Here is a 23,810-nt window from a genome sequence, read left to right on the forward strand (position 1 = left end):
TTGACATGGGGTGCTCAAGAGCGGGTGGAGCCGGGGTGGAGTCAGGGCGCCGGGTGCCCGGCGGCCCAGTCGGGGCGGTGCAGGATCTCCAGGACGGCGCAGCCCCAGCTGTAGCCGGCGCCGACGCTGACGAGCACGCAGCGGTCGCCGGGGCGGGCCTTGCCCGAGACGAGCAGGTGGTCCAGGCCGGCGAACTGGTCGCCCGCGCCGAGGTGGCCGACGGTGCGGCTGAAGTCCCAGGTGGTCCGCTCGGGGTCGATGCCGAACGGCTGGTAGAAGATGGACTGGAGGCGCCGCCGTCCGAAGTGGGGCAGGACGACCCATTCGGCGTCGGCCAGTTCCAGCCCCGCGTCGGCGAGGGCCTCCTTCAGCACGGTCTGCTGGCCGTTGTGGGCGCGGGTGATGGCGTACGACATGCCGACCCGGCCGATGAAGGCGCGCTTGGCCTCCTCGAAGTCGACCGGGATGCGCTGGCTGAAGGGGGCCGGCCCGAAGGGTTCGTCCCCCCGGTGCAGGGGTTCGAGTTCGGGGTCGGCGTAGGTCGCCAGGGAGACCAGCCGGGCGAAGCCGCCGCGGCGCGAGAGCACCAGCGCGCTGGCGCCGTCGGCGTACGGGGTGCCCGGGTCGGTCCGCCAGCGGTCGATGCCCGGTTCGCAGAACCGGTCGGCGGTGGTCAGCAGGGCGTCGCCGCGTCCGTGGCCGGCGGTGAGGTAGGCGGTGGCGAGGTCCAGGGCGGCGAGGCCGCCGTTGGACATCTGCCGGATCTCGACGGCCTGGCAGGTGTTGCCGAGCGTCTCGCGCTGGATGTACGAGGCGACCGGCCACAGGTCCTGGCCCTGGTGGTAGGTGTCGGCGTGGAGCAGCAGGTCGACGTCGCCGCCGCCGCTGCCGGCCCGGTCCAGGGCCGTGCGGGCGGCCGCCGCGCCCATCTCGGCGGCCGACTCGCCGGGCGAGTACGCCACGGACACCAGGCCGGTCGACGAGGCCACCCGGGGCGGGCAGGCCCCGGAGGCGACGGCGTCGGCGACCGTGACGACGGAGGGGAGCCGCACGGAGGTCCCCCGTATATAGATGTCTTCCACACGCACAGTGGCTCCCGGGAGATCGAGGGCTCAGCCCGCCGTGGCCGCCGCGGCCAGGCTGGGTGAACCGTGGGCCTCGGCGGGCCCGTCGAGCAGGACGTAGTGGACCGCGTCGAGCAGCGCGGCCCAGCTGGCGGTCACCGTGTTCTCGTCCACGCCCACGGTGCCCCACCGCTGTTCGCCGTCCCGGTAGGAGATCAGCACCCGGGCGGCGGCGCCGCTGCCGACCTGGCCGTTGAGGACGCGCACCTGGTAGTCCACCAGTTCGAGGCGCGTCAGGGCCGGGAAGTACGGGTCGAGCGCCGAGTGGAGGGCGGTGTCCAGGGCGTTGACGGGGCCGTTGCCATGACCGGTGGCGGTGACGCTCTCGCCGTCGACGCGCAGCCGTACGGACGCCTCCGTACGGACTTCGCCGTCGCGGCGCCGCGAGACGCCCACGGCCCACGAGTCGACCTCGAACGGCGGCGCGCCCGGGCCGCCGGCGAGTTCCTCGCGCAGCAGCAGGACGAAGGAGGCGTCGGCGGACTCGAAGCTGTAGCCGCGGTTCTCCAGTTCCTTGACGCGGGCCGCGGCGCGCGCGACCTCCTCGGATCCGGCCGCGACGTCGTAGCCCAGTTCGCGGGCCTTCAGTTCGATGGAGGAGCGTCCGCCCATGTCGGAGACGAGGGTGCGCATCCGGTTGCCGACCCGGGCCGGGTCGGTGTGCTGGTACAGGTCGGGGTCGACGCGCAGGGCGGAGGCGTGCAGGCCCGCCTTGTGGGTGAAGGCGGACAGGCCCGTGTAGGGGGCCGCGGGGTCGCTCCGTACGCCGGTGAGTTCGGTGATCGCCCGGCCCGTGCGGGACAGGTCCCGCAGCCTCTCGAGCGGGACGACCTCCCGGCCGCGCTTGAGCACGAGGTTGGCGATGACGGTGAAGAGGTTCGCGTTGCCGCACCGTTCGCCGTAGCCGTGGGCGGTGCCCTGGGCGTGGACGGCGCCGGCGTCGACCGCCGCCATGGTGTTGGCGACCGCGCAGCCGGTGTCGTCGTGGCAGTGGATGCCGATGGGGGCGCCCGTCATGGCGATGGTGTCGGCCACCACCGCCCGTACCTCGTCCGGGAGCGAGCCGCCGTTGGTGTCGCACAGCACGACGGTCTCGGCGCCGGCCTCGGCGGCCGTGCGGACGACCGCCAGGGCGTACTCGCGGTTGACGTGGTAGCCGTCGAAGTAGTGCTCGGCGTCGAGGAAGACACGGCGCCCGGCGTGCACCAGGTGCCGCACGGTGCTGCCGATCATGGCGAGGTTCTCCGCCAGGGTGGTGCGCAGGGCGTGCTGCACATGGCCCGTGTGGCTCTTGGCCACAAGGGTCACCACGGGTGTCTCGGCGTCCAGCAGGGCCCGCACCTGCGCGTCGACGGACACCGGGATGCCGGGCCGGCGGGTGGCGCCGAAGGCGGCCAGGACGGCGTTCTTCAGGTCGAGCTCGCCGCGCGCGCGGCGGAAGAACTCCGTGTCCTTGGGCACGGCTCCGGGCCAGCCCCCCTCGATGAAGCCCACGCCGAGGGCATCGAGCCGACGCGCGACGGCGAGCTTGTCCTCCACCGTCAGCACCAGGCCCTCCTGCTGGGTGCCGTCGCGCAGGGTCGTGTCGTAGAGCTGGAAGCTCTGCTCGGCCATCGGCCCCTCCCTTGTCCGGTGTGATGTCCGGCGGTTGCGGCACGCCGGTTGGATTCCCCACGGTCGGGCGACGGGCCGGAGAACGGCTCGAACGGCACTGGACCGGGAAACGGCACGACGGCGCGGCGGGACCGGACGGCGGGTCGCCGTCCGGTCCCGCCGCGCCGGAGCGGGGGGTCGAGGGTCAGGAGACCGTGGCCTGTCCGGCCTCGGGCGCTCCCTCGCCCTCGTGGCGCAGCCTGCGCGGGATGGCGAACATCAGCAGGAACACCACCGCGGTGATGCCGATGAACACCCACAGCAGGGTCTGGAAGCTGGCGGCGAAGGAGGTGCCGGTGGCGTCCTCCTGGTAGCCGGCCAGGACCGAGGTGACCTTCTGGTCCCGCAGCGGTGCCACCGTGCAGCTCTCCGGGACCGTGGCGAGGTCCTTCTCGCCCGCGCGGTCCACGGAGCAGGTGCGGTAGGCGGCGATGACGGTGTCCGCCTCACCGGGGGTGACCCCGGCGGTGGCGACCAGGTCCTGGCGCAACTGCGGGATCTGCTGGTCGACGCCGGCGCCGGTGTTGCCGGCGAGGCCGCCGAAGAAGACCACGCTCACCAGGGCGCCGCCGATGGCGAAGCCCAGCTGGGTGTTGGTGTTGACCAGGCCCGACGCGGAGCCCGCGTCCTTGTGCGGTACCTCGGAGGTCACGATCAGCGGCAGCGGGGTGGCGACCGTGCCGAAGCCCAGACCGATGAGGAACAGCGGGACGACCAGGTGCCAGGAGGTGACGTCGCTGCCGTACTCGCCGGCCACCCAGATGTACGAGCCGAGGCCCGCGACCAGGACGACCGCGCCCAGCTGCATCGCCTTGCGGCCGAACTTGGGCACCAGCACCATCACGGACGTGGTGGCGGTGAGGAAGGCGCCGATGCAGAAGGGCAGGCTGGTGAGACCGGCACGCATCGGGGACCAGCCCTGGCCGATCTGCATGTACAGCGTCCAGCCGATGGTGAACATGCCCATGCCGACGTAGAAGATCAGGTTGACGGCGAGGCCGGAGGAGAAGCTGCGGGTGCGGAACAGGCCGAGCTCCACGAGCGGCGAGCCGTCCTTGCGGGACTTGCGGCGCTGCCAGGCGACGAACCCGAGGAGCACCGGCAGCGAAGCGATCATGGAGGCGTAGCCCCATGCCGGCCAGCCCAGTTCGCGGCCCTGGAGCAGCGGGTAGACCAGCATGACCAGACCGCCGGTGGCCAGGACGAGACCCAGCAGGTCGAGCCTGAGGGCCTGCGGCGCCTTGGACTCGGTGATCACCTTGGAGCCGTACAGCAGGCCCACGAGACCGATCGGCACGTTGACCAGGAAGATCAGCCGCCAGCTGAGGCCGAAGAGGTCCCACTCGACCATCAGGCCGCCCAGGGCGAGGCCCAGGGTGGCGGCGAGACCGCCGACCAGGCCGTGCAGGGCGAACGCCGTACCGCGCTCCTTGTCGGAGAACGTCACGTGGATGATCGACAGCACCTGCGGCACCATGATGCCGGAGAACGCCCCCTGGAGGACGCGGGAGATCACCAGCTGCCAGGGCTCCTGGGCCAGCCCCGCCGTCAGGGAGGTCAGCGTGAAGCCGGCGACGCCGATGAGGAACATCCTCTTGCGTCCGAAGATGTCACCCAGCCGTCCGCCCAGGATCAGGGTCAGGGCGAAGGCGAGCTGGTACCCCACCAGGACCCACTGGATGGCCGAGTAGCCGGCCGCCAGTTCCTGCTGCATGGAAGGCGCCGCCACGTTGGCGATGGTGCCGTCCAGCAGATCCATGAATGCGGACACGAGCAGGACCAGCAGGGCGGCCCAGCGCTTCGGGTCGAGCTTCACCGTGTCGGCCGCCGCATCCGCGCCCGTCGTTAACCTCTCCACCTCCGTCTCCACGGACGGTGCCTGCTCGGACGAAATAGCCATGGTGTACCTCTCTGATACTTGGGGGGGTATCGGTCCCGGGGGGAAACCGGCGGACCGGCCGAAGGCCGTGAGCGTCGATACGCAGGATGACGGCGGTCAGTGGAGTTCCGCTGGAGTGCGGCTGAAGCGGGGGGCGGGTGCGGCGGGACGGCTGCCGCGCGCCCGGTGGTGGGGGTGCCCGGCTGCCTCGGTCACCGTCAGCACGGGCGTCACGCACGCCTCGGTGGCCTCGAACCGGCGGGCCCAGGTGTCCCGGTCGTGGCGCAGGAAGCGGTTGGCGAACAGCCTGCGCAGGGCGGGCCACTCGGTGGGGTCGTCGCGGTCCGGCACCGCGGCCGGGTCGAGGTCCAGCCCGTGCAGCAGGGCCGCGTAGAAGCGGTCCTCCAGCGCGCCGACCGCCACGTACCCGCCGTCGGCGCAGGCGTAGCAGGTGTAGAACGGGGCACCGCCGTCGAGGAGGTTGACCCCGCGCTCCTCCCGCCACGCGTCCGCGCCGGCCATCCCGACGAGCATGCCGAGCAGGGCGTTGGTGCCGTCGACGATCGCCGCGTCCACCACCTGGCCGCGCCCGGACGTCCGCCGCTCGTACAGCGCGGCCAGCACACCCGCGACGAGGAACATCGCGCCGCCGCCGAAGTCGCCCAACAGGTTCAGCGGCGGGACCGGCGGGCCGCCCGCCTCGCCGACGGCCGCCAGGGCCCCGGTGAGCGCGAGGTAGTTGATGTCGTGGCCGGGGGTCCGGGCGAGCGGTCCGTCCTGGCCCCAGCCGGTCATCCGGGCGTAGACCAGACCCGGGTTGCGCGCCAGGCACGCGTCCGGGCCGATCCCGAGCCGCTCCGCCACACCCGGCCGGAAGCCCTCGACGAGCACGTCGGCGCCGGCCACCAGGTCCAGGAGCGCGGTGGCGCCCGCCGGGTCCTTCAGGTCGAGGGCCGTCGAGCGCCTCCCCCGGTCCAGGACCCGGTGCCACTCGGCGAACGACCGGCGGCCGTCCGCGCGGTCCACCCGCAGGACGTCGGCCCCGAGGTCGGCGAACATCATGCAGGCGAACGGCACGGGGCCGATCGCGGCCAGCTCCACGACCTTCAGCCCGTGCAGCGGCCCGGTGGCGTCGGGTTGCGTCATCGAAGGCTCCTCACTCGTCACGGCGACGGCACGGCACCGCGCGGGGCGCGGGACCCGGGGGCGGTGCCGTCCGCGCGGGGCGGGGCACGGCGCACGGCACGTCACGGCGCGGGGCCCACGGCACGTCACGGCGCACGGTGGGGGCGGTCGCTCGCGTTCCGCTCGCGTGCCGGTCGGCCCGCCCGTGACCGGGACCGGGCCTCCCCGGTCCGCGCCGCCGGACAGACGGCTGTTCGACCCCGCCTCGAGCGCGGGTCCCTAGCGTGCGGTGGCACACAGCCTTCGGCAGCACAGGAGGAGCTCACCCATGAGTACCGCGCTCACGCCCTTCAGGGCCGGGATCCCCGACGCGGATCTCGCCGACCTCAGGGACCGTCTCGCGCGCACCCGGTGGCCGGAGGCGGAGACCGTCGACGACTGGTCGCAGGGCGTGCCGCTCGACTACCTCCGCGACCTGGCCGCGTACTGGCGCACCTCCTACGACTGGCGGGCGACCGAGGCGCGGCTGAACGCCCTGCCCCAGTTCCGCACCGAGATCGACGGGCTCGGCATCCACTTCCTGCACGTGCGCTCCCCGCACCCGGACGCGGTGCCCCTCCTGCTCAGCCACGGCTGGCCCGGTTCGGTGATCGAGTTCCTCGACCTGATCGGCCCGCTGACCGACCCGGACGACCCGGCGGACGCCTTCCACGTGGTGTGCCCCTCCCTCCCCGGCTACGCGTTCAGCGACAAACCGGCGGCCACCGGCTGGACGGTGGAGCGCACCGCGGCGGCCTGGGCGGCCCTGATGGCGCGGCTGGGCTACGAGCGGTACGCGGCGCACGGCGTCGACTGGGGCTCCTTCGTCACCGGCGCCCTGGGCGGCCTGGACGCGGAGCACCTGCTCGGCATCCACCTGGCCATGCCGTTCGCGAAGCCGCCGCAGGAGCAGGTGGCGCTCGACGAGCGGGACCTGGCGGGCCTCGCGGCGCTCAAGGAGTTCCAGCAGAACGAGGGGGGCTACTCGGCCCTCCAGTCCACCCGGCCGCAGACCCTCGGCTACGCGCTCACCGACTCCCCGGTCGGCCAGCTGGCCTGGATCGTCGAGAAGTACTGGGCCTGGAGCGACCACGACGGCGATCTGGAGAAGGTCGTGTCCCGCGACCGGCTGCTGGACGTGGTGACGCTCGCGTGGCTGGCCGGAACGGCCGCGTCGTCGGCGCGGATCTACTGGGAGAGCCACAACAAGATGGCGCTCGGGCCGGTGGACGTCCCCACGGCGTGCTCGGTGTTCCCCAAGGACGCGCGGATGCCCCGCGCCTGGTGCGAGCACCGGTTCACCGACCTCCGCCGGTGGACCGACCACGAGACCGGCGGCCACTTCCCCGCGCTGGAGCAGCCCGGGCTGCTCGTGGACGAGCTGCGTTCGTTCTTCCGCCCGCTCGCCCGGTCCGGGAGGGCCTGACGATGAGCCTCCGTACGGCCGGGCGGGCCGAGGACCTCCAGCTGCCCGAGTTCCCCTTCCCCGGATCCAGCCACCTGGGTCCCGCGCCGCTGTTCGCCCGCCTGCGCGCCGAGCGGCCGGTGGTCCGGGTGGCGTGGCGGGGCGGCGGCCACGCGTGGCTGGTCACCCGCCACGAGGACGTGATCCGGGTGCTGGACGACCCGCGCTTCAGCCGGGCCGCGTCGTACGCGCCGGACGCCCCGCGGTTCAGCGGGCTGTTCCAGGCGCCGCCCGGCATGATCGTCTCGCTGGACCCGCCGGACCACACCCGGCTGCGGGCGCTGGCCGAGCAGGCCTTCTCGCCGGACCGCGTCGAGGGGATGCGCCCCCGGGTGCGGGAGGTCGCGGGCCGGCTGCTGGACGAGCTGGAGAGGTCCGGCCCGGGGCCGGTCGATCTGGTGGCCGGGTTCGCGGCCCCGCTCGCCATGACGGTGATCTGCGAGCTCCTCGGGGTGCCCGAGGCCGACCGGGACCGGTTCCACGCCTGGGTACGGCGGTTCGCCGACGTGTCCGCGCCCCCGGAGCAGGCGGCGGAGGGCGGCGAGAAGCTGGGCGCCTACATCGCCGGGCTGGTGGCGGCGAAGCAGGCGGAGCCCGCCGACGACGTGCTGTCCGCCCTGATCGCCGCGCGCCTCGGGGCCGGTGTGCCCGAGGACGGTACGCCTGACGGCGGTGCGGCCGACGGCGGTGACCGGCTCGGCTTCGACGAGCTGGTCGGGCTCGGCTTCACCCTGCTGGGCGCCGGGTTCGACTCCTCCGCCGGCCAGATCGGCAACTTCACCGCCACGCTGCTCGCCCGCCACCCGGACGTGTGGCGACGGCTGGGCGAGCACCCGGAGGACATTCCGGCCGCGGTGGAGGAGCTGCTGCGCACGGTGAATCTCAACGGCAACGACACCTCCGGTCTGCCGCGGATCGCCACCGAGGACGTGACGGTCGGCGGGGTGGTGATCCCGGCCGGCGAGGCGGTGTTCGTGGCCTTCCCGTCCGCCAACCGCGACGCCGCCGTCTTCCCCGACCCCGACCGCACCGACTTCGGGCGGGCCGACAACCCCCACCTCGCGTTCGGCCACGGCATTCACCGCTGCCTGGGGGCGCCGCTGGCGCGCCTGGAACTCGCGGTGGCGCTGGAGGAGCTGACCCGCCGCTTCCCCGGCGCGCGGCTCGCGGTCCCCGAGCACGAACTGATCTGGCGGGCCGGGGACGTGAACCACAACCTGCTCGCCCTTCCCGTCGAACTGCCAAGGAGCACCGCATGACCGTCGATCAGCTGCCGGCCACCAGCCGCGAGGTCCGGCTCGCCTCATACCCGCGCGGCGAGGTCACCCTCGCCCACTTCGAGCTCGGCGAGTCGCCCCTCGCCGAGCCGGGCGAGGGCGAGGTCGTCGTACGCAACGACTGGATGACCCTGGGCTCGGTGGCCCGCGACCAGATGAACCCGGACACCCAGCTGCCGATCCCGGTCTTCCAGCCGGGCGTCGCCATGTGGGGCCGGACCGTCGGCACGGTGGTCAGGTCGAACAGCCCGGACCTCGCGGTCGGGGACCTGGTGGAGCACTTCTCCGGATGGCGCGACTACGCCGTCGGCTCCGCCCACGGGTTCTTCCGGCGCGACCGGTCCCTGCTGCCCGGACCGGAGTACTTCCTGTCGCAGGGCCCGACCGCCTGGCACGGCATGGTCGGCACGGCGGACGTGCGCGAGGGCGACGTCGTGTTCGTCTCCGGCGCCACCAACGGCGTCGGCGCCCTGGCGGGGCAGATCGCCAGGCTGAAGGGCGCCAAGCGGGTCATCGGCAGCACCGGCTCCAAGGAGAAGATCGACTTCCTGGTCGACGAGCTGGGCTTCGACGCCGCCTTCGACTACCACGACGGCCCGGTGGCCGACCGGCTCGCCGAGCTGGCGCCCGACGGCCTCGACGTGGTCTTCGACAACGTCGGCGGCGAGCAGTTCGAGGCCGCGGTGCGGGTCGCCTCGCGCGGGGCGCGGTTCGCGCTGTGCGGGGCCCTGGCCGGGCAGCACGGCGGCGGTGAAGGGGGCAGCCCGCGGCTGCCCCTGATGTCGGTCATCACCAAGGACCTGAGCCTGCGGGGCTTCGCCACGCTGCACACCCCGGACCAGATCGAGGACTGGAACGCCCGCTTCGGCCCGTGGCTGCGCGAGGGGCGGATCGTCTTCCCGCACACGGTGGTGGAAGGCGGGGTGCCCGCGCTGCCGGAGGCGTTCGTCGCGCTGATGGAACGCCGTTACAGCGGCACCGTACTGGTCAGGCTGAGCTGAGCCCGCCCGGCCTTACGCTGCGGCGGTGCCCCGTGGAACGACCCGGGGCACCGCCGCTGTCACGCTCCAGGAAAGAGGGACGGTCATGACGGAACACACGGACGTGCTCGGCCGGAGGGACCTGAACCGGGCCCTCCTGGCCCGCCAACTGCTGCTGGAGCGCTCGTCGATGAGCGCCTCGCGGGCGGTGGAGCACCTGGTCGGGATGCAGGCGCAGGCGCCCGACCCGCCGTACGTCGGGCTGTGGACCCGGCTGGCCGGCTTCCGCGTCGAGGACCTGTCCCGGCTGGTGTCGGACCGGGAGGCGGTGCGGCTGGTCCTGATGCGCGGCACCCTGCACCTGGTCACCGCGCGGGACTGCCTGCGGCTGCGGCCGGCGCTGCGCGGGCCGCTGGAGCGCCAGCTGGCCGGCGCCTTCGGCAAGCACCTCACCGGCCTGGACCTCGCGGAGGTCGCCGCGCTCGGCCGCGAGCTGGTCGAGAAGGAGCCGCTCACGCTGGGGGTGCTGGGTGCCCGGCTCGCCGAGCGTTTCCCCGAGCGGGACCCGTTCGCGCTGGCCAACGCCGTACGCAACCTCGAACCCCTGGTGCAGGTCCCGCCGCGCGGCCTGTGGGGCGAGAGCGGGCAGGCCGTGCACACCACCGCCGAGGCGTGGCTGGGCCGGCCCCTCGACGAGGACGACACGCCGGACGACGTCGTCCTGCGGTATCTGGCGGCGTTCGGCCCGGCGTCCGTGAAGGACATGCAGACCTGGTCGGGGCTGACCCGGCTGACCGCGGTGGTACGGCGGCTGGCGCCCCGCCTGCGCGCCTTCCGCGACGAGAACGGGGTGCCGCTGTACGACCTGCCCGACGCGCCGCGCCCGGACCCCGGCACCCCGGCGCCGGTGCGGTACCTGCCGGACTTCGACAACATCCTGCTCTCGCACGCCGACCGGTCGCGCATCCTGACGGAGGAGCAGCGCCGCCGGGTCTTCACCCGTAACGGTCTGATCCGGCCGACTTTCCTGGTCGACGGTTTCGTCCACGGCATGTGGCGGATCGAGCGCGGGCGCGGCTCGGCGGCCCTGGTGCTGTCCCCGTTCTCCCCGCTGACCAGGAAGGTCCGCACCGAACTGGTCGACGAGGGAATGCGGTTGCTCGACTTCGCCGCGGCCGGCTGCCCGGCGCCCGAGGTGCGTTTCGCCGACGTGGAGTGACCGGATCCGGGTCGCTCCCCGTCCGCTCGACCGGCGCCCCAGCCGGAGCCGGTGTACTGACCCGTGGCTGGATCCGTCCGCCCGTCATTCACCGGCCGAGAGAGGAAATCGCCATGCCGGACAAGCCTTTTGCCGACCGGACCGTCGTCGTCACCGGAGGGGGCACCGGCATCGGCCGGGCCACCGCTCTGGCCTTCGCCGGCCTCGGCGCCGGCGCCGTGCTCATCACCGGGCGCCGCAAGGAGCGGCTCGCCGAGGTGGCGGCGCTCCACCCGGCGATCGTGCCCGTCACCGCCGACGTCACCACCGAGGTGGGCGCCGAAGCCGTCTCCGAGGCGGTACGGGAGCACGGCGGCGTACTGGACGTCCTCGTGCACAACGCCGGTATCTTCCGTTTCACCCCGCTGGCGGCGCTCGACGCGGGCACGGCGCGGGAGGTGCTGGAGACCAACGTCCTGGGCCCCGTCCTGCTGACCACCCACCTGCTGCCGCTGCTGCGCGGGCCGGGCGGGCACATCGTCCTCATCTCCAGCCGGGGCGGCCACAACCCGGGCCCCGAGAGCTCGCTGTACTCCGCCAGCAAGGCCGCCGTGCACAGCTTCACCCGGAGCTGGGCGGCGGAGCTGGCCCCGAAGGGCATCCGCGTCAACGCGGTCGCCCCCGGCTTCGTACGCACCGAGGCGTACGCCGCCAACGGGCTGTCGGACGAGCAGGTCGAGGGGCTGTTCGCGGGGGTGACGCACTCCGTCCCGCTCGGCCGGATCGCCGAGGCGGAGGACATCGCGGTCTGGGTCACCCGCCTCGCCGAGCCGTCCGACTCTCTGGTCACCGGGCAGATCATCACCGTCGACGGCGGTATGGACATCGCCGGCCGTTAGCACCACGCTCTCTCGCGCGATCCCTCATGAAACGGAAAGGACTCACCGTGACAACCAGTGCCATGGAGCCGGACGCCCTCGCCGAGGCGGAGACCAAGACGTTCCCCTACGCGCGGCAGTGCCCGTTCACGCCGCCGAAGGAATACGCCGAGATGATCGAGAAGGACGTCTCCCAGGTCACCCTGGACGGGTCCGGCCTGCGCATCTGGACGGTGACCGGCTACCAGACCATACGGGAGCTGCTGACCGATCCGCGGGTCAGCGCCTCCCGCAAGCACGACAACTTCCCCTTCTACTTCGTCGCGCCGCCGGAGTACCGCACCGAGACCTCGTTCATCGGGTACGACGGCAAGGACCACAGCAACACCCGGCGCAAGGCCGCGCTCACCTTCACCAACCGCCAGGTGCAGCGCCTGCGTCCGCGCGTCGAGGAGATCGTCGACGACCACCTGGACAAGCTGCTGGCGATGGAGCCGCCGGTGGACTTCCACCGGGTCTTCTCGCTGGCGGTGCCGATGACGGTGATCTGCGAACTGCTGGGCATCCCGCAGGACCAGCACGACTTCTTCATCAAGCACGGTACGGCGCTGCTCGGCGGCCACAGCTCCACCGAGGAGCGGCAGGCGGCGATCGTCGAGGTCAACGCGTACATCAGCGAGCTGATCCAGCAGAAGAAGGCCGAGCCGGGCGAGGACCTGCTCAGCCGGGCGATGGCCGACTACGAGGCGTCCGGCGAGGAGTACACCGACCGCGACCTGTTCAACATGGTGCGGCTGCTGATGAACGGCGGCCACGAGACCACCGCCAGCCAGATCTCACTGGGCACCGCCTGCCTGCTGGAGAACCCCGACCAGCTGGAACTGCTGCGCAACGATCCGTCGCTGGTGCGGCCGGCGGTGGAGGAGCTGGTCCGCTTCGCGACCATCGGCGACACCGCCGTGCCGCGGGTGGCCCTGGAGGACATCGAGATCGGCGGGCAGGTCATCCGCAAGGGCGACGGCATCCTGTGCCTGGGGCTGGCCGCCAACCGCGACCCCGAGGTCTTCCCGGAGCCGGAGAAGCTCGACATCACCCGCGGCAGCCGCAAACACCTGGGGTTCGGGCACGGGGTGCACCACTGCATCGGCGCCGACCTCGCGCGGCTGGAGCTGGAGATCGTGTGGAGCAAGCTGTTCCAGCGCATCCCGACCCTCCAGCTCGCCAAGCCGTTCCTGGAGATCCCCCGCAAGGAGGGCGCCGTGATCTACGGCCTGTGGGAGCTGCCCGTCCGCTGGTGACGACCGGCGCCCGTACGGCGGGAAGGCCCGGTACCGATCGGTACCGGGCCTTCCCGCCGTACGGGCGCGGGTTCAGGCGGCGTCCGCCGGGACGTCGGGGCGCGGGGTGCGGCCCGGGCAGGACACGCGGGCCGGCGGGAGGACGCCCTCCACCAGGTAGCGGTGCACCACCTCGTCGACGTGCGGGTTGCCGCCGAGGACGTACACCTCGTGCTCCCCGGAGTCCTCGACGGTGAGCAGGTGGTGGCCGAGCCGCTCCGCCATGGCGACGCCGCCCGCGTAGTGGTCCATGGGGTCGCCGTCGGCCTGCACGACCAGTCCGGCCGGGTAGCCGTCGCGGGTCAGTACCGCCGGCGCCTCGGGGGCCTCGAAGGTGCGGAAGGCGCCCACCCACGGCTGGGCGCGGAGCACCCCGTACCCGTAGGGGAACCGCTTCCGGAAGTCGCGCATGTCCTGGTAGTAGACCTCCAGGTCGGCGGGCCAGGCGTGCTCCAGGGTGATCGCCTCCAGTACGCCGCACCGGAGGTCGCCCTCGCTGTCGCCGGGCCGCCAGGTGCCCTGCTGCGACAGCAGGCCCCGGCACGCGTCGCCGGCGCCCTCGCCGCCCGCCCCGGCGGTCTCGCGCAGCCGGCCCACGAGGATGCCCAGCTCGGTCCACTGGCCGCGGTCGGCGGCGCGGTTGCCCACGGCGCCGTCGAAGAGGGTGCGCAGCTGCACGCCGTGCGTGAGCCCTTCGAGGAGCGCGGCCACGTCCTCGACGGTGCCGAGGACACGGTCGGCGGAGGTGCCCAGCCCGAAGTGGCCGTGGCGCTCACCGGTCCAGGCGGCCCACCGGTCGACGTTGCGCTGCACCGCGTCGCCCTGCCACAGGAACTGCTCGCGCCAGGTCCAGTCGGGGCTGACGCACGAGTCGAGGACGCTGCGGTCCAGGTGGCCGGGGAACATGCTGCCGTACACGGCGCCGACGTACGCGCCGTACGCGTACCCGACGAAGTTCAGCTTGTCCTCGCCGAGGACGGCGCGGACGACGTCCATGTCGCGGGCCGTGTTGCGGGTGCTGATGTGCGGACGCAGGTCGCCGCCCGCCCGGGCGCACGCCTCCTCGCGCAGTCGCATGTCCTCGGCGAGGGTGGCGAACGCCGAGTCGGGCGGCCGGGAGTCGAACGGGGCGCGCGGCACGGTCACCTCGGCGTGCAGCGGGGTGGAGGCGCCGGTGCCGCGCGGGTCGAAGCCGATCAGGTCGTACACCTCGTGCAGGGGGGTGCCGGCGTACTTGTCGGGCAGCGCGCGGCCGTGTCCCCAGTCGCCGCCGGGCCCCCCGTTGACCGCCAGCAGGATGCCGCGCCGCCGCTCGGGAGCGGTGGCGCGGCGGCGGCTGAGGGCGAGCGTGAGCCGCTCGCCCCCGGGGTCGGCGTAGTCGCGGGGCACCTCGATCGTGGCGTACTCGAGCGTGTCGTCGTGCGGCGCGGGCGACCACTGGGGTCGCTGTGTGCGGAACTCGTTGACCACCGCAAACCTCCGTTCTCGTCAGGGGGCCAGCCTCTCGGTGTCGCCTCGAGACGCTCTGGACCGCTCCCTGACCGGTACGGCCAGGGCGGCCAGCACCCCCGCGGCGGCGAACAGGGCCGCGCCGGTCAGCGCCGTCCCGTAGCCGGAGGCGAGGGCGTCGGGGGACGCCGTCCCGCCCGCGCCGGTGCCGTCGATGCGGGCGGTGGACAGCGCCGCGAGGGTCACCAGGCCCACGGCGCTGCCCAGTTGGCGGGTGGTGTTGAGCAGGCCGGACGCCAGCCCCGCCTGGTGCGCGGGCAGGCCGGCGGTGGCGGCGTTGGTCGTCGCGTTGAGGACGGCGCCCATGCCGAAGCCGAGGAGCAGCACCGGGCCGAGCACGTCGGCGGCGTACGAGGAGGAGGCGTCCGTCCCGGCCAGCCACAGCAGTCCGGCGCTGGACAGGGCGAGACCGCCGATCAGCACGGGGCGCGGGCCGCTGCGGGGGACCACGGAGGCGATGCCCCAGCCGCCGAGCGCGATGCCGAGGGACAGCGGAAGGTAGCCGAGGCCGGTCTGGAGCGGGCTGTAGCCGAGGACCTGCTGGAGCAGCAGGGTGAAGAAGTAGAAGGTGCTGAAGAGGGCCGCGATGCCGAAGAAGGCCACCAGGTTCGCGGCGGCGACCGCGCGGTTGCGGAAGATCCCGAGCGGGACCAGCGGGTGCTTCGCGACCCGGGCCTGGATGACGACGAACGCGGCGAGCAGGGCCGCGCCGCCCAGCAGCGGCCCGAGGACGCGCGCCGAGCCCCAGCCGTGCACGTGGGCCTCGGACACGCCGTGGACGGCGGCCATCAGGCCGAGGGTCACGGTCACCGCGCCGGGCACGTCGAGGGTGCGCCGCTCCTGCCGGGCGGGGGACTCGGGCACCACCCAGCACACGGCGGCGAACAGCGCGACGCCGATGGGCAGGTTGATCAGCAGGATCCACCGCCAGGAGAAGAACTCGGTGATGACGCCGCCGAGCAGCACCCCGGCCGCGCCGGCGGCCCCGGAGACCGCGCTCCACCAGCCGAACGCCTTGGCGCGGGCGTCCGGCCGGGTGAACGTGGTCCCGAGGACGGTGAGGGTGGCCGGTGCCATGACCGCCGCTCCCAGGCCCTGGAAGGCGCGGGCGAGCACGAGGGTGGCGGGGTCGTCCGCCGCTCCCCCGACGGTACTGGCGAGGGTGAAGAGGGCGACGCCGCACAGGAAGATCCTGCGCTGTCCGAACAGGTCGGCGAGGCGGCCGCCGAGCAGCAGGAACCCGCAGACGACCACGGTGTAGGCGTTGTTGACCAGTTGCAGGTTGTGCCGGTCGAAGCGCAGGTCCTCGGCGATGACCGGCAGGGCGACGTTCACCACCGAGGCGTCCAGCACGTTCATGAACTGGCCCAGGCAGCAGGCGACCAGCACGAGCCGGAGCCGGGTGCCGGTCGTGGCGCGGGAGGCGGACGGGGTGGGCGGGGCGGCCGTGTTCGGCGTCCGGGCAGCAGTCATGGCGGCACGCTGCGCGCGGCCGATCGAACCCCGATAGGGGTCGGGTCGAGCCCTCCGGCCCTTCGAGGACCGCTCCACCGTGCCCCCAGGGGTCGTCGTCACAGTCCTGGCCGTATCTCCGCCAGCCGGTCGACACTCCAGAGGAGAGCGCATGGCCAAGATCACGTACAAGCATCCGAGCGGCACCGTCACCATCGTCGATGTCGAGGCGCCCAACACGGTCATGCGTGGTGCGAAGCTGAACAACATCGAGGGCATCGAGGCCCAGTGCGGCGGGTCCGCCCAGTGCGGCACCTGCCACGTCTACGTGGACGAGGCGAACACGCTGCCGCTGCCGGAGATGGACTCCGTCGAGGACGACGTCCTGTACGGGACGGCCTGCGAGCGCACCGAGCACAGCCGGCTGAGCTGCCAGCTGCCGGTGACGGAGGCGATCGACGGGCTCGTCGTGCACCTGCCGGAGGCGCAGAGCTGATGGGCCCGCGAGGAGTCGTCGTCATCGGCGCGGGCCAGGGCGGGCTGGACACCGCCGCGGCACTGCGCGCCCGCGGGTACCGCGGCCGGATCACGCTGGTGGGTGACGAACCCGTGCTGCCCTACCAGCGGCCGCCCCTGTCGAAGGGGTTCCTCACCGGGGACACGTCCGGCGCGGACCTCGAACTGCGCCCGCGCGCCTTCTTCGCGGCCCAGGACATCGACCTGGTGTCGGGCACCCGGGCGGCGAGGATCGACCGGGAGCGGCGGACCGTCCTCCTGGAGACCGGGGCGACCCTGCCGTACGACAGCCTCGTCCTCGCCACCGGCGCCCGCCCCCGGACGCTGCCCGTGCCCGGCGCGGGCTCGCTGTCCGGGGTGCTGACGCTGCGCGGTCTGGCCGACGCCGAGGGCCTGCGCAAGCGGCTGACCGGCCCGCCGCGCCGCCTGGTGGTGGTCGGGGCGGGGTTCATCGGGCTCGAAGTGGCGGCCACCGCCCGCAAGCTCGGCCATGAGGTGACGGTGGTGGAGGCGCAGTCCCGCGCGCTGGCCCGGGCGCTCACCCCGGCGATGTCGTCGCGCCTGGTCGCCGAGCACCTCGGCGCGGGCGTGCGCGTGCTGCTGGGCCGCGAGGTGACCGCCCTGTGGGGGAGCGCGGCCGGCCGGGTGGAGGTCGTGGAGCTCGACGGCGCCGAACGCGTCGCCGCCGACCTGGTGGTCGTCGGCATCGGCGTGCTGCCGAACACCGAGCTGGCGTCCCTCGCCGAGTTGCAGGTCGGCGACGGCATCGTCGTCGACGCCCACCTGCGCACGGACGACCCCGACGTCTACGCGCTGGGCGACTGCGCCCGCTTCCCCAGCCCGCACGCGGGCCGCCACATCCGGCTGGAGTCGGTCCAGAACGCCTCCGACCAGGCGAAGGTCGTCGCCGCGGGGATCTGCGGCGACCGCGTGCCGTACACGGCCGTCCCCTGGTTCTGGTCGGAGCAGTACGGCCTGCGGCTCCAGATCGCCGGGCTCACCGCAGGCCACGACGAGACCGTCACCACGGGCGACCCGGACGGCGGCCGCTTCTCGGTCTTCTGCTTCCGCCGGGGCCGGCTGACCGGCGTGGAGTCGGTGAACCGGCCGGCCGACCACGGCATCGCCCGGCGCCTGCTCGCCTCCGGTACGGAGCTGACGGCCGACGAGGTCCGGCAACCGGGCTTCGACCTCAAGACCCATGCCCGCAGACCACAGGAAAGGCTCTCCCATGCGTAACGCGACCCTCGTTCCGTCCGCCCGTGCCGGCCGGCGCTCCCTGCGCACGACAGGTGTCTGGCTCGCCATGACGGTGGCCCTGATCGGGGCCGGGACCGCCACGGCGACCGCCACGACCGAGGAGGGGAAGCGGCAGCCGGCCCTGACGGGCACCTGGCAGACGACCGTGACCATAGGCACCGGACCCGGGGCACCGAGAACCGTCTCGCGGTTCACCTTCGCCGCGGACCACACGCTCACCACCGACGGCGCGCCCGGCGAGAACGGCGACCCGGAGTACCCGGGCAGTGGTTACTGGACCACCCGGCCGGACGGTTCCTTCTCGTTCTACATCACGCACGACGGCCCGGAGGAGCCCGCCGAGGGCGTCTATCCGGGCACGGTCCACGCCGTCCACATCGGCCGCGTCAAGGGCGACACGTTCACCACGACGGCCGTCGCGTTCACCAAGAACGAGAAGACCGGTGCCCTGCTGGGACCCGTCACGGTCAGCAGCTCCGCGGACCGGGTGCCCGCCACCGGTTCCTGACGGTTCCCTTCCGCCACCGCCCGCCGGCGTTCCCCTCCCCCACCGCGCGCCCGCGTCCCGCTCCCCGCGAGCGGGACGCGGGCGCCGCTCGTCCGGGGCTCGAGAGGCCGCCGATACCGTCCCAGACGACCGTGACGACCGTGACGACGTGTACCGCGTACGCGACCGAGAGAGGCAGGACATGACCTCGTTCGATGCTGGAACCCCCTGCTGGGTGGACCTGACCGTGGCCGACCTGGAGGCCGGCAAGCGCTTCTACGGCGAGCTGTTCGGCTGGACGTTCGAGGCCGGGGCCGAGGCGTTCGGCCACTACACGCCGGCGCTCAAGGACGGCAAGAACGTGGCGGCGCTCGCGCCGGCGCAGGGCGGCGCGCCCACCGCCTGGAACCTGTACTTCTCCACGCCCGACGTGGCCGACCTGGCGCGCCGCGTCGCGGAGGCGGGCGGCAAGGTGACCGGCGGGCCGTTCCCGATCGCCGACGCGGGCACCGTGCTCCAGGCCGTCGACCCCGGCGGTGCCGCCTTCGGCGCGTGGCAGCCCGGTACGCGCGCCGGCTTCGAGCTCCAGGGCGCGCCCGGCTCGTTCTTCTGGCCGGAGATCTACACCCGCGCCAAGGCCGACGTCGACCCGTTCTACGAGACGGTGTTCGGCTTCAACGGTCAGCAGATCTCGGAGGGCACCGAGTTCGACTTCAAGCTGTGGTTCGCGCCCGGCGCGCAGCAGCCGACCGCCGGCCGCCTCCAGATGGGCGCGTTCATCCCGGCGGAGGTCCCGGCGCACGCCCTCGTCTACTTCTCCGTCGAGGACACGGACGCGACCGTGGCCAAGGTGCGTGAGCTGGGCGGCAGTGTGAGCCGTGAGCCGTCCGACAGCCCCTTCGGACGGTCGGCGCTGGTCTCGGACGACCAGGGCGCGCGGTTCGCCGTCATGGGCCCGGTGAAGAACGCGAGCTGACCCCGCCCGGCGGGAGTGCGTGAGCCGGTCCCGGCCACCGAAGGGTGGCCGGGACCGGCTTTCCCGTCCGCCCGCGACCCGCCCCGACCCCGCCCGCGACGGGCGCGGGGACGGGCGGTCACGGGCCGGCGCGCCACGGGAGGCGGGCATCACGGGCGGCCGTCCGGGGCGGGTACGCGCCCGGGGAGGCCCGGGGCGGACGCGTACGCGCGCGGCCGGAACAGGCGCGGCGGCGTGCGCGCGGCCGGACGGGGGCTCCGCGGCGCGGCGCGACACCTCCAGGGCGGCCTCGCCCGGCAGCCGCGCGGTCCCGGCGTACGCGCGCGGGTACGTGTCCGGCGCGACCCGCGCGGACGCGTCCGGGGCGCCGCGATGCACGCGGCGCCCCGGACGCGGGCCGGGCCGGACGCTCACGCGCCCCAGGTGACCGGGAGGCTGGTGAGGGTGTGGTTGATCTCGCCGTTGTGCCAGGGCAGTTCGCTCTCCGGCACGGCGAGCCGCAGGTCGGGGAAGCGCCGGACCAGGCCGTCGAGGGCGATCTCCATCTCCATCCGCCCCAGGTGCTTGCCGAGGCAGTAGTGGACGCCGTGCCCGAAGGAGATGTGCGGGTTGTGCTCACGGGCGAGGTCGAGCCGGTCGGCGTCCGGGAAGACGGTCTCGTCCCGGTTGGCGGAGGCGAGCGCGAGCAGGACCGCGTCGCCCTTCTCGATGGTCACCCCGCCGACCTCGATGTCCTCCGCCGCGATGCGGGGGAAGCCGGAGGTGTCGGTGGCGAACAGGTTGACGTGGCGCAGGAGTTCCTCGACCGCGGTGGGGATGCGGCCGCGGTCCTCGGCCAGCCACCGCCACTGCTCCTGGCCGTCCGCCAGCAGGGCCAGCACCGAGTTGGCGAGCTGGTTCGCCGTGGTGTCGAAGCCGGCGCCGATGAGGGTGAAGCCGAAGGTGACGAGTTCGGGCTCGCTGAGCCGGTCGTCGTTGTCACGGGCCGCGATCAGCTCGGACAGCATGTCGTCGGTGGGGTTCGCCCGCTTCTCGGCGATCAGCCCCACGATGTACTCGCTCAGCTTCGCCAGGCCGTTCAGGGACTCCTCACCGCCCGCCCGGTCGTCGACCGTGGCGAAGGCGCGCGCCCACTTCTCGAACTTGCGCAGATCCTCCGACGGCACGCCGAGCAGCTCGCCGATGACGGTCAGCGGCAGGGGCAGTGCCAGCTGCTGCACGAGGTCGATGGTGCCGCCCTTGGCCTGCATGTCGTCGAGCAGCTCGTCGGTGACCTTCTGCACGTTGGCCCGCATCCGCTCGACGCGGCGCAGCGTGAAGGCACCGGCGACCAGCTTGCGCAGGCGGGAGTGCTCGGGCGAGTCCAGCGAAATGATCATCTCGGGCGTCGTGTGCATCGTCCCGCCGATACGCGGGGCGCCGGGCCCGCAGGCGAGGGCACGGCTGAGGCGCGGGTCCGCGGACAGCCGGCGCACGTCCTCGTACCGCGTGATCAGCCAGGCGTCCACGCCGCCCGCCGTCGGTACCTTCACCACGGGCTGCTCCGCCCGCAGCTGCGCGTACCGCGGGGCGGGACCACGGTAGGTCGAGCCGGTGAGGGGGAAGACGTCCGTCTCCTGAGGGGCAGTCATGGTGACACCTCCGCTTGGGCCTCTACAGTCACGCAGCACCCTAGGAAGGCCCGATGGAGGCCAAGTCGGTCCTTCCTCGAGCCCGTCGCCCCGCCGGCCGCCGGCCGCCGGCACGGGCCGACGGTGGGCGCCCGCGTGGACGGGGCGCGCCCGTGGGCGCACACGGGGAGGGGGCGCCCGGGACCACGCTGTCCCGGACGCCCCCTCCCCGCCGTACCGCCGCTCAGTCCTCCGGACCGAGCAGCACGGCCGAGTAGTTCTTCCGCGCGGCCGTGTCGTACTGCAGCGCGACGTGGCTGGTCGCCGAGGTGACGTCCCGCCAGAAGCGCTGGAGCGCCTGCCCTTCGCCCAGGCCGCCGGTCCCCGCGGCACCGACCAGCAGGCCCACGGCCTCCTGGAGGAGCTCGGCCGCGAAGGTGGCGTTCCGCTCGTTGCGCGCCATGTGCTCGGGGGTGAAGAGGCGGCCGTCGAGCACACCGGCGTTCTCCAGGACCAGGTGACGGGCCGCGTCGATCCGCCCGGAGGCGCGGACCAGCTTCAGCTCACCGGTCTGGCTGCGCTTGCGGCCCGTGAGGGTGCCCGTGGCGGCCGTGAGCGCGCCGGTGGCGGCTCCGACCACGGGGGCGATGAAGGTCAGCCCGCCGACGGCCTGGAAGGGGACGTTGTGGGCGGGCAGGCCGGAGGTGGCGTTGCGGCCGCTCAGCATGTCCGCGCGGTCGAACGAGAGGTGGTCGGGGACCCGGACGTCGTCGACCACGACGGTGTGGCTGCCCGTGGCCCGCATGCCGACGCTGTCCCACGTCTCGCGCACGGTGTACGTGCCGCGGGGCAGCGCGAAGAACCGCAGCTGCGGCGGGCCCTCGCCGGCGCCCGGCACGACCGCGCAGACCAGCGCCCAGTCGGCGAAGTCGATGCCGCTGACGTACGCCCACTGGCCGGTGAGGTGCCAGCCGTCGTCCGCCCGCCGGGCGCGGCCGACCGGCATCAGGGCGGTGGCCACGACCGTGTCGGGGCTGTCGCCCCACAGCGCGTGGTGGCCCTCCTCGGGCAGGTGGGCGGCGAAGCGCGCGGAGTACGCGGACAGCGAGGCGCACCACGCGGTGGCGGCACAGCCCTCACCGGCCGTCATGACGGCGGACGTCAGCTCGGCGAACGAGCCCTCGGCACCGCCCCACCGGGAGGCCACGAAGTGCCGCGCGAAGCCGGCCTCGCGCAGGGCGTCGACCACCTCGCGGCGCATGGCTCGGTCGGCGTCGGCGTCGGCGGCGTGCTCGGCAGCGAGGATCCGCACCTTCTCGGCGGCCTGGGCGAGGCCGGTATCGGCCGTACCGGCTGCCCCGGCCGTCACGGGCGCACCAGGGACCGCGCCCGGACCCGTACCGGACGTACCGGCGTCACCGGCGGCCGGGGCGGGAACCGGGCCGGCGCTCGCGGCGGCGCGGGCGGGACGCGTCCCGTTCGCCGTGCCGCTCACGACCGCGGACCGTTCGCCACGGCCTTGGCGAACAGCTCCAGGGTCTCGCCGGGGCTCGGCCCGTCCAGCGCCCTGAAGATCCGCTCGGCTCCCTCGCCGTGCTTGTCCAGCTTGACGTGCGCCAGCGTCACGCGTGTGTGCTCCGCGTCCACGGCCTCGAAGTCGACCTCGATCTCGCTGGCGCGCTCGTCGTCCGTTATGGACTGCCAGTTGGGGTCGATACGCCACGTCATGGCGAGCCGGCGGCCCGGCTCCCATTCGAGGACCCGGCCCCACGCGATCTCGTTGCCGTCGACGTCCCACTCGTAGTAGCGGCCGCCGACGCCCGGCTCGAAGGCGAGACCGACCCGCTCCTTCTTGACCAGGATGTGGGTGGGCGGCCACCAGTCCTTGGGCCGCTCGGTGAAGACGGCGAAGCAGTGCTCGGGCGTGGCCGCCACGGTCACCGACTTCCGTACATCGGGAAGGGTCTGCTGCTGTTCGGGCACGGGGCCTCCTCGCTCGATCTCGCCGGGTGTCACCTGCTGCCGCCCGGAGTCCCGGGCATGTGGCGGGCCGGTCACGGTCACCGGTCGCCGCACGGAACGCCCCCACGCTCGCGCCGGCCGCTAGGCCCCATGTCGAGTACCGCTCGAAGGCGTCGCTCCGGCCCTCCTCCACCCGACGTCGAGAGCCGCCCGAGGCTGCCCGGTCACGGTCGTCCCCACCCAGAGCAGCACCACACGACCTAGGGGAACGGGAGAGCACCATGACACAGGCGGGACGACGGGTGGCGTTCGTCACCGGCGCGACCAGCGGGATCGGCCTCGCCGTCACCGAGCTGCTGGCCCGGCAGGGCATGGCGGTGTTCGGGGTGGCCCGCGGTGAGGAGAGCGTGCGCACCATGGTCAAGCGGCTGCGGGAGGAGGGCCTGGAGGTCGACGGCACGGTGTGCGACGTGACCTCCCTCGACCAGATCCGCGCCGCCGTCCGCTCCGCCGTGGAGGCGTACGGGCGCATCGACGTCCTCGTCAACAACGCCGGCCGGGGCGGCGGCGGCGTCACGGCCGAGCTGGCGGACTCCGTGTGGGACGACGTCATCGAGACGAACCTCAACGGCACCTTCCGGGTCACCCGCGAGGTGCTCAGCACCGGCCGGATGCGGGACGGCGACTGGGGCCGGATCATCAACATCGCCTCCACCGGAGGGAAGCAGGGCGTGGAGCTCGCCGCGCCGTACTCGGCCTCGAAGCACGGGGTGGTGGGCTTCACCAAGGCGGTGGGCAAGGAGCTCGCCAAGAGCGGCATCACCGTCAACGCCGTCTGCCCGGGATACGTCGAGACGCCGATGGCGCAGCGCGTCCGTCAGGGCTACGCGGGCCACTACGGCGTGAGCGAGGACGCGATCCAGGAGAAGTTCAACGCGAAGATCCCGCTCGGCCGCTACTCCACACCCGAGGAGGTCGCGGGGCTGGTCGGCTACCTCGCCTCCGACCTCGCCGCCTCGATCACCGCCCAGGCGCTGAACGTCTGCGGCGGACTCGGCAACTACTGACCGCCCGTCCCCCACC

At 73.5% G+C, this 23,810-nt stretch carries 20 protein-coding genes; 11 read left to right on the forward strand and 9 right to left on the reverse strand.

All coding sequences use genetic code 11. From position 1 onward, the window contains the following. Nucleotides 1-41: 41 nt before the first annotated feature. The 4 genes from IE109_RS27265 to IE109_RS27280 all read right to left on the reverse strand — a co-directional run bounded on the left by IE109_RS27265 (nucleotide 42) and on the right by IE109_RS27280 (nucleotide 5,802). Entirely contained in the window at nucleotides 42-1,088 is a 1,047-nt protein-coding gene (locus IE109_RS27265) for a ketoacyl-ACP synthase III family protein (RefSeq protein ID WP_189554014.1), read from the reverse strand. A gap of 24 nt (nucleotides 1,089-1,112) precedes the next feature. Continuing rightward, a complete protein-coding gene (cimA, locus tag IE109_RS27270) occupies nucleotides 1,113-2,738 on the reverse strand; it encodes a citramalate synthase (RefSeq protein WP_189554015.1) in 1,626 nt (541 codons plus the stop codon). Between the two features lie 184 nt (nucleotides 2,739-2,922). Beyond that, nucleotides 2,923-4,677 (reverse strand): MFS transporter, encoded by a 1,755-nt coding sequence (locus IE109_RS27275; protein ID WP_189554016.1) that lies wholly within the window; start codon nucleotides 4,675-4,677, stop codon nucleotides 2,923-2,925. 96 nt (nucleotides 4,678-4,773) lie between these two features. Next, nucleotides 4,774-5,802 (reverse strand): CaiB/BaiF CoA transferase family protein, encoded by a 1,029-nt coding sequence (locus IE109_RS27280; protein WP_189554017.1) that lies wholly within the window; start codon nucleotides 5,800-5,802, stop codon nucleotides 4,774-4,776. Between the two features lie 307 nt (nucleotides 5,803-6,109). On the opposite strand from IE109_RS27280, the gene IE109_RS27285 reads away from it, so the two are divergent. From IE109_RS27285 to IE109_RS27310, 6 genes are all read left to right on the forward strand, one after another. After that, a complete protein-coding gene (locus tag IE109_RS27285; protein ID WP_189554018.1) occupies nucleotides 6,110-7,246 on the forward strand; it encodes an epoxide hydrolase family protein in 1,137 nt (378 codons plus the stop codon). Between the two features lie 2 nt (nucleotides 7,247-7,248). Beyond that, the gene (locus tag IE109_RS27290) at nucleotides 7,249-8,544 is read left to right on the forward strand and encodes a cytochrome P450 (protein ID WP_189554019.1); all 1,296 of its coding nucleotides are present in this window, start codon (nucleotides 7,249-7,251) and stop codon (nucleotides 8,542-8,544) included. Beyond that, nucleotides 8,541-9,563 carry an MDR family NADP-dependent oxidoreductase gene (locus IE109_RS27295; protein ID WP_189554020.1) on the forward strand — a complete coding sequence of 341 codons (1,023 nt, stop codon included), beginning with the start codon at nucleotides 8,541-8,543 and terminating at the stop codon, nucleotides 9,561-9,563. Before IE109_RS27290 ends, IE109_RS27295 begins: the two co-directional genes overlap by 4 nt. An 85-nt stretch (nucleotides 9,564-9,648) precedes the next feature. Continuing rightward, nucleotides 9,649-10,761 carry a winged helix DNA-binding domain-containing protein gene (locus IE109_RS27300; RefSeq protein WP_189554021.1) on the forward strand — a complete coding sequence of 371 codons (1,113 nt, stop codon included), beginning with the start codon at nucleotides 9,649-9,651 and terminating at the stop codon, nucleotides 10,759-10,761. Between the two features lie 113 nt (nucleotides 10,762-10,874). Further along, entirely contained in the window at nucleotides 10,875-11,639 is a 765-nt protein-coding gene (locus tag IE109_RS27305; RefSeq protein ID WP_189554022.1) for an SDR family NAD(P)-dependent oxidoreductase, read from the forward strand. A 47-nt stretch (nucleotides 11,640-11,686) separates the two neighbouring features. After that, nucleotides 11,687-12,916, forward strand: a complete 1,230-nt coding sequence (locus tag IE109_RS27310; RefSeq protein WP_229891598.1) for a cytochrome P450 — start codon at nucleotides 11,687-11,689, stop codon at nucleotides 12,914-12,916. 72 nt (nucleotides 12,917-12,988) lie between these two features. Here IE109_RS27310 and IE109_RS27315 read toward each other — a convergent pair whose 3' ends face one another. Together IE109_RS27315 and IE109_RS27320 are read right to left on the reverse strand one after the other, a co-directional pair. Continuing rightward, complete coding sequence (locus IE109_RS27315; RefSeq protein WP_189554023.1) at nucleotides 12,989-14,425, reverse strand: alpha/beta fold hydrolase; 1,437 nt, start codon at nucleotides 14,423-14,425, stop codon at nucleotides 12,989-12,991. A gap of 18 nt (nucleotides 14,426-14,443) precedes the next feature. Then, nucleotides 14,444-15,937, reverse strand: a complete 1,494-nt coding sequence (locus tag IE109_RS27320) for an MFS transporter (RefSeq protein WP_189554024.1) — start codon at nucleotides 15,935-15,937, stop codon at nucleotides 14,444-14,446. A gap of 151 nt (nucleotides 15,938-16,088) precedes the next feature. On the opposite strand from IE109_RS27320, the gene IE109_RS27325 reads away from it, so the two are divergent. The 4 genes from IE109_RS27325 (at nucleotide 16,089) to IE109_RS27340 (ending at nucleotide 19,155) form a co-directional block, all read left to right on the forward strand. Beyond that, nucleotides 16,089-16,412 (forward strand): 2Fe-2S iron-sulfur cluster-binding protein, encoded by a 324-nt coding sequence (locus IE109_RS27325; protein WP_189554025.1) that lies wholly within the window; start codon nucleotides 16,089-16,091, stop codon nucleotides 16,410-16,412. After that, the gene (locus IE109_RS27330; protein WP_189554026.1) at nucleotides 16,412-17,671 is read left to right on the forward strand and encodes an NAD(P)/FAD-dependent oxidoreductase; all 1,260 of its coding nucleotides are present in this window, start codon (nucleotides 16,412-16,414) and stop codon (nucleotides 17,669-17,671) included. The genes IE109_RS27325 and IE109_RS27330 overlap by 1 nt, the downstream gene beginning before the upstream one ends. After that, the gene (locus IE109_RS27335) at nucleotides 17,664-18,200 is read left to right on the forward strand and encodes a hypothetical protein (protein ID WP_189554027.1); all 537 of its coding nucleotides are present in this window, start codon (nucleotides 17,664-17,666) and stop codon (nucleotides 18,198-18,200) included. Before IE109_RS27330 ends, IE109_RS27335 begins: the two co-directional genes overlap by 8 nt. Nucleotides 18,201-18,381: 181 nt before the next feature. Beyond that, the gene (locus IE109_RS27340; protein WP_189554028.1) at nucleotides 18,382-19,155 is read left to right on the forward strand and encodes a VOC family protein; all 774 of its coding nucleotides are present in this window, start codon (nucleotides 18,382-18,384) and stop codon (nucleotides 19,153-19,155) included. Between the two features lie 410 nt (nucleotides 19,156-19,565). Here the strand turns inward: IE109_RS27340 and IE109_RS27345 are convergent, their stop codons facing one another. From IE109_RS27345 to IE109_RS27355, 3 genes are all read right to left on the reverse strand, one after another. Continuing rightward, entirely contained in the window at nucleotides 19,566-20,786 is a 1,221-nt protein-coding gene (locus tag IE109_RS27345) for a cytochrome P450 (RefSeq protein WP_189554029.1), read from the reverse strand. Nucleotides 20,787-21,009: 223 nt separating this feature from the next. Further along, nucleotides 21,010-22,134, reverse strand: a complete 1,125-nt coding sequence (locus tag IE109_RS27350; RefSeq protein WP_229891600.1) for an acyl-CoA dehydrogenase family protein — start codon at nucleotides 22,132-22,134, stop codon at nucleotides 21,010-21,012. 122 nt (nucleotides 22,135-22,256) lie between these two features. Next, entirely contained in the window at nucleotides 22,257-22,748 is a 492-nt protein-coding gene (locus IE109_RS27355) for an SRPBCC family protein (protein ID WP_189554030.1), read from the reverse strand. Between the two features lie 260 nt (nucleotides 22,749-23,008). On the opposite strand from IE109_RS27355, the gene IE109_RS27360 reads away from it, so the two are divergent. After that, nucleotides 23,009-23,794, forward strand: a complete 786-nt coding sequence (locus IE109_RS27360) for an SDR family NAD(P)-dependent oxidoreductase (protein ID WP_189554031.1) — start codon at nucleotides 23,009-23,011, stop codon at nucleotides 23,792-23,794. The last annotated feature ends 16 nt before the right edge of the window (nucleotides 23,795-23,810 follow it).

Source organism: Streptomyces lavendofoliae (genome assembly GCF_014649735.1).
Lineage (GTDB): Bacteria > Actinomycetota > Actinomycetes > Streptomycetales > Streptomycetaceae > Streptomyces > Streptomyces lavendofoliae.

What these genes read in the sequence shown, in the direction of transcription:
- IE109_RS27280 (WP_189554017.1), bottom strand. Translation starts at nt 5,802, where the DNA reads ATGACGCAACCCGACGCCACCGGGCCGCTGCACGGGCTGAAGGTCGTG.
- IE109_RS27330 (WP_189554026.1), top strand. Translation starts at nt 16,412, where the DNA reads ATGGGCCCGCGAGGAGTCGTCGTCATCGGCGCGGGCCAGGGCGGGCTG.
- IE109_RS27305 (WP_189554022.1), top strand. Translation starts at nt 10,875, where the DNA reads ATGCCGGACAAGCCTTTTGCCGACCGGACCGTCGTCGTCACCGGAGGG.
- IE109_RS27325 (WP_189554025.1), top strand. Translation starts at nt 16,089, where the DNA reads ATGGCCAAGATCACGTACAAGCATCCGAGCGGCACCGTCACCATCGTC.
- IE109_RS27295 (WP_189554020.1), top strand. Translation starts at nt 8,541, where the DNA reads ATGACCGTCGATCAGCTGCCGGCCACCAGCCGCGAGGTCCGGCTCGCC.
- IE109_RS27335 (WP_189554027.1), top strand. Translation starts at nt 17,664, where the DNA reads ATGCGTAACGCGACCCTCGTTCCGTCCGCCCGTGCCGGCCGGCGCTCC.
- IE109_RS27285 (WP_189554018.1), top strand. Translation starts at nt 6,110, where the DNA reads ATGAGTACCGCGCTCACGCCCTTCAGGGCCGGGATCCCCGACGCGGAT.
- IE109_RS27290 (WP_189554019.1), top strand. Translation starts at nt 7,249, where the DNA reads ATGAGCCTCCGTACGGCCGGGCGGGCCGAGGACCTCCAGCTGCCCGAG.
- IE109_RS27300 (WP_189554021.1), top strand. Translation starts at nt 9,649, where the DNA reads ATGACGGAACACACGGACGTGCTCGGCCGGAGGGACCTGAACCGGGCC.
- IE109_RS27360 (WP_189554031.1), top strand. Translation starts at nt 23,009, where the DNA reads ATGACACAGGCGGGACGACGGGTGGCGTTCGTCACCGGCGCGACCAGC.
- cimA (WP_189554015.1), bottom strand. Translation starts at nt 2,738, where the DNA reads ATGGCCGAGCAGAGCTTCCAGCTCTACGACACGACCCTGCGCGACGGC.
- IE109_RS27320 (WP_189554024.1), bottom strand. Translation starts at nt 15,937, where the DNA reads ATGACTGCTGCCCGGACGCCGAACACGGCCGCCCCGCCCACCCCGTCC.
- IE109_RS27340 (WP_189554028.1), top strand. Translation starts at nt 18,382, where the DNA reads ATGACCTCGTTCGATGCTGGAACCCCCTGCTGGGTGGACCTGACCGTG.
- IE109_RS27345 (WP_189554029.1), bottom strand. Translation starts at nt 20,786, where the DNA reads ATGACTGCCCCTCAGGAGACGGACGTCTTCCCCCTCACCGGCTCGACC.
- IE109_RS27275 (WP_189554016.1), bottom strand. Translation starts at nt 4,677, where the DNA reads ATGGCTATTTCGTCCGAGCAGGCACCGTCCGTGGAGACGGAGGTGGAG.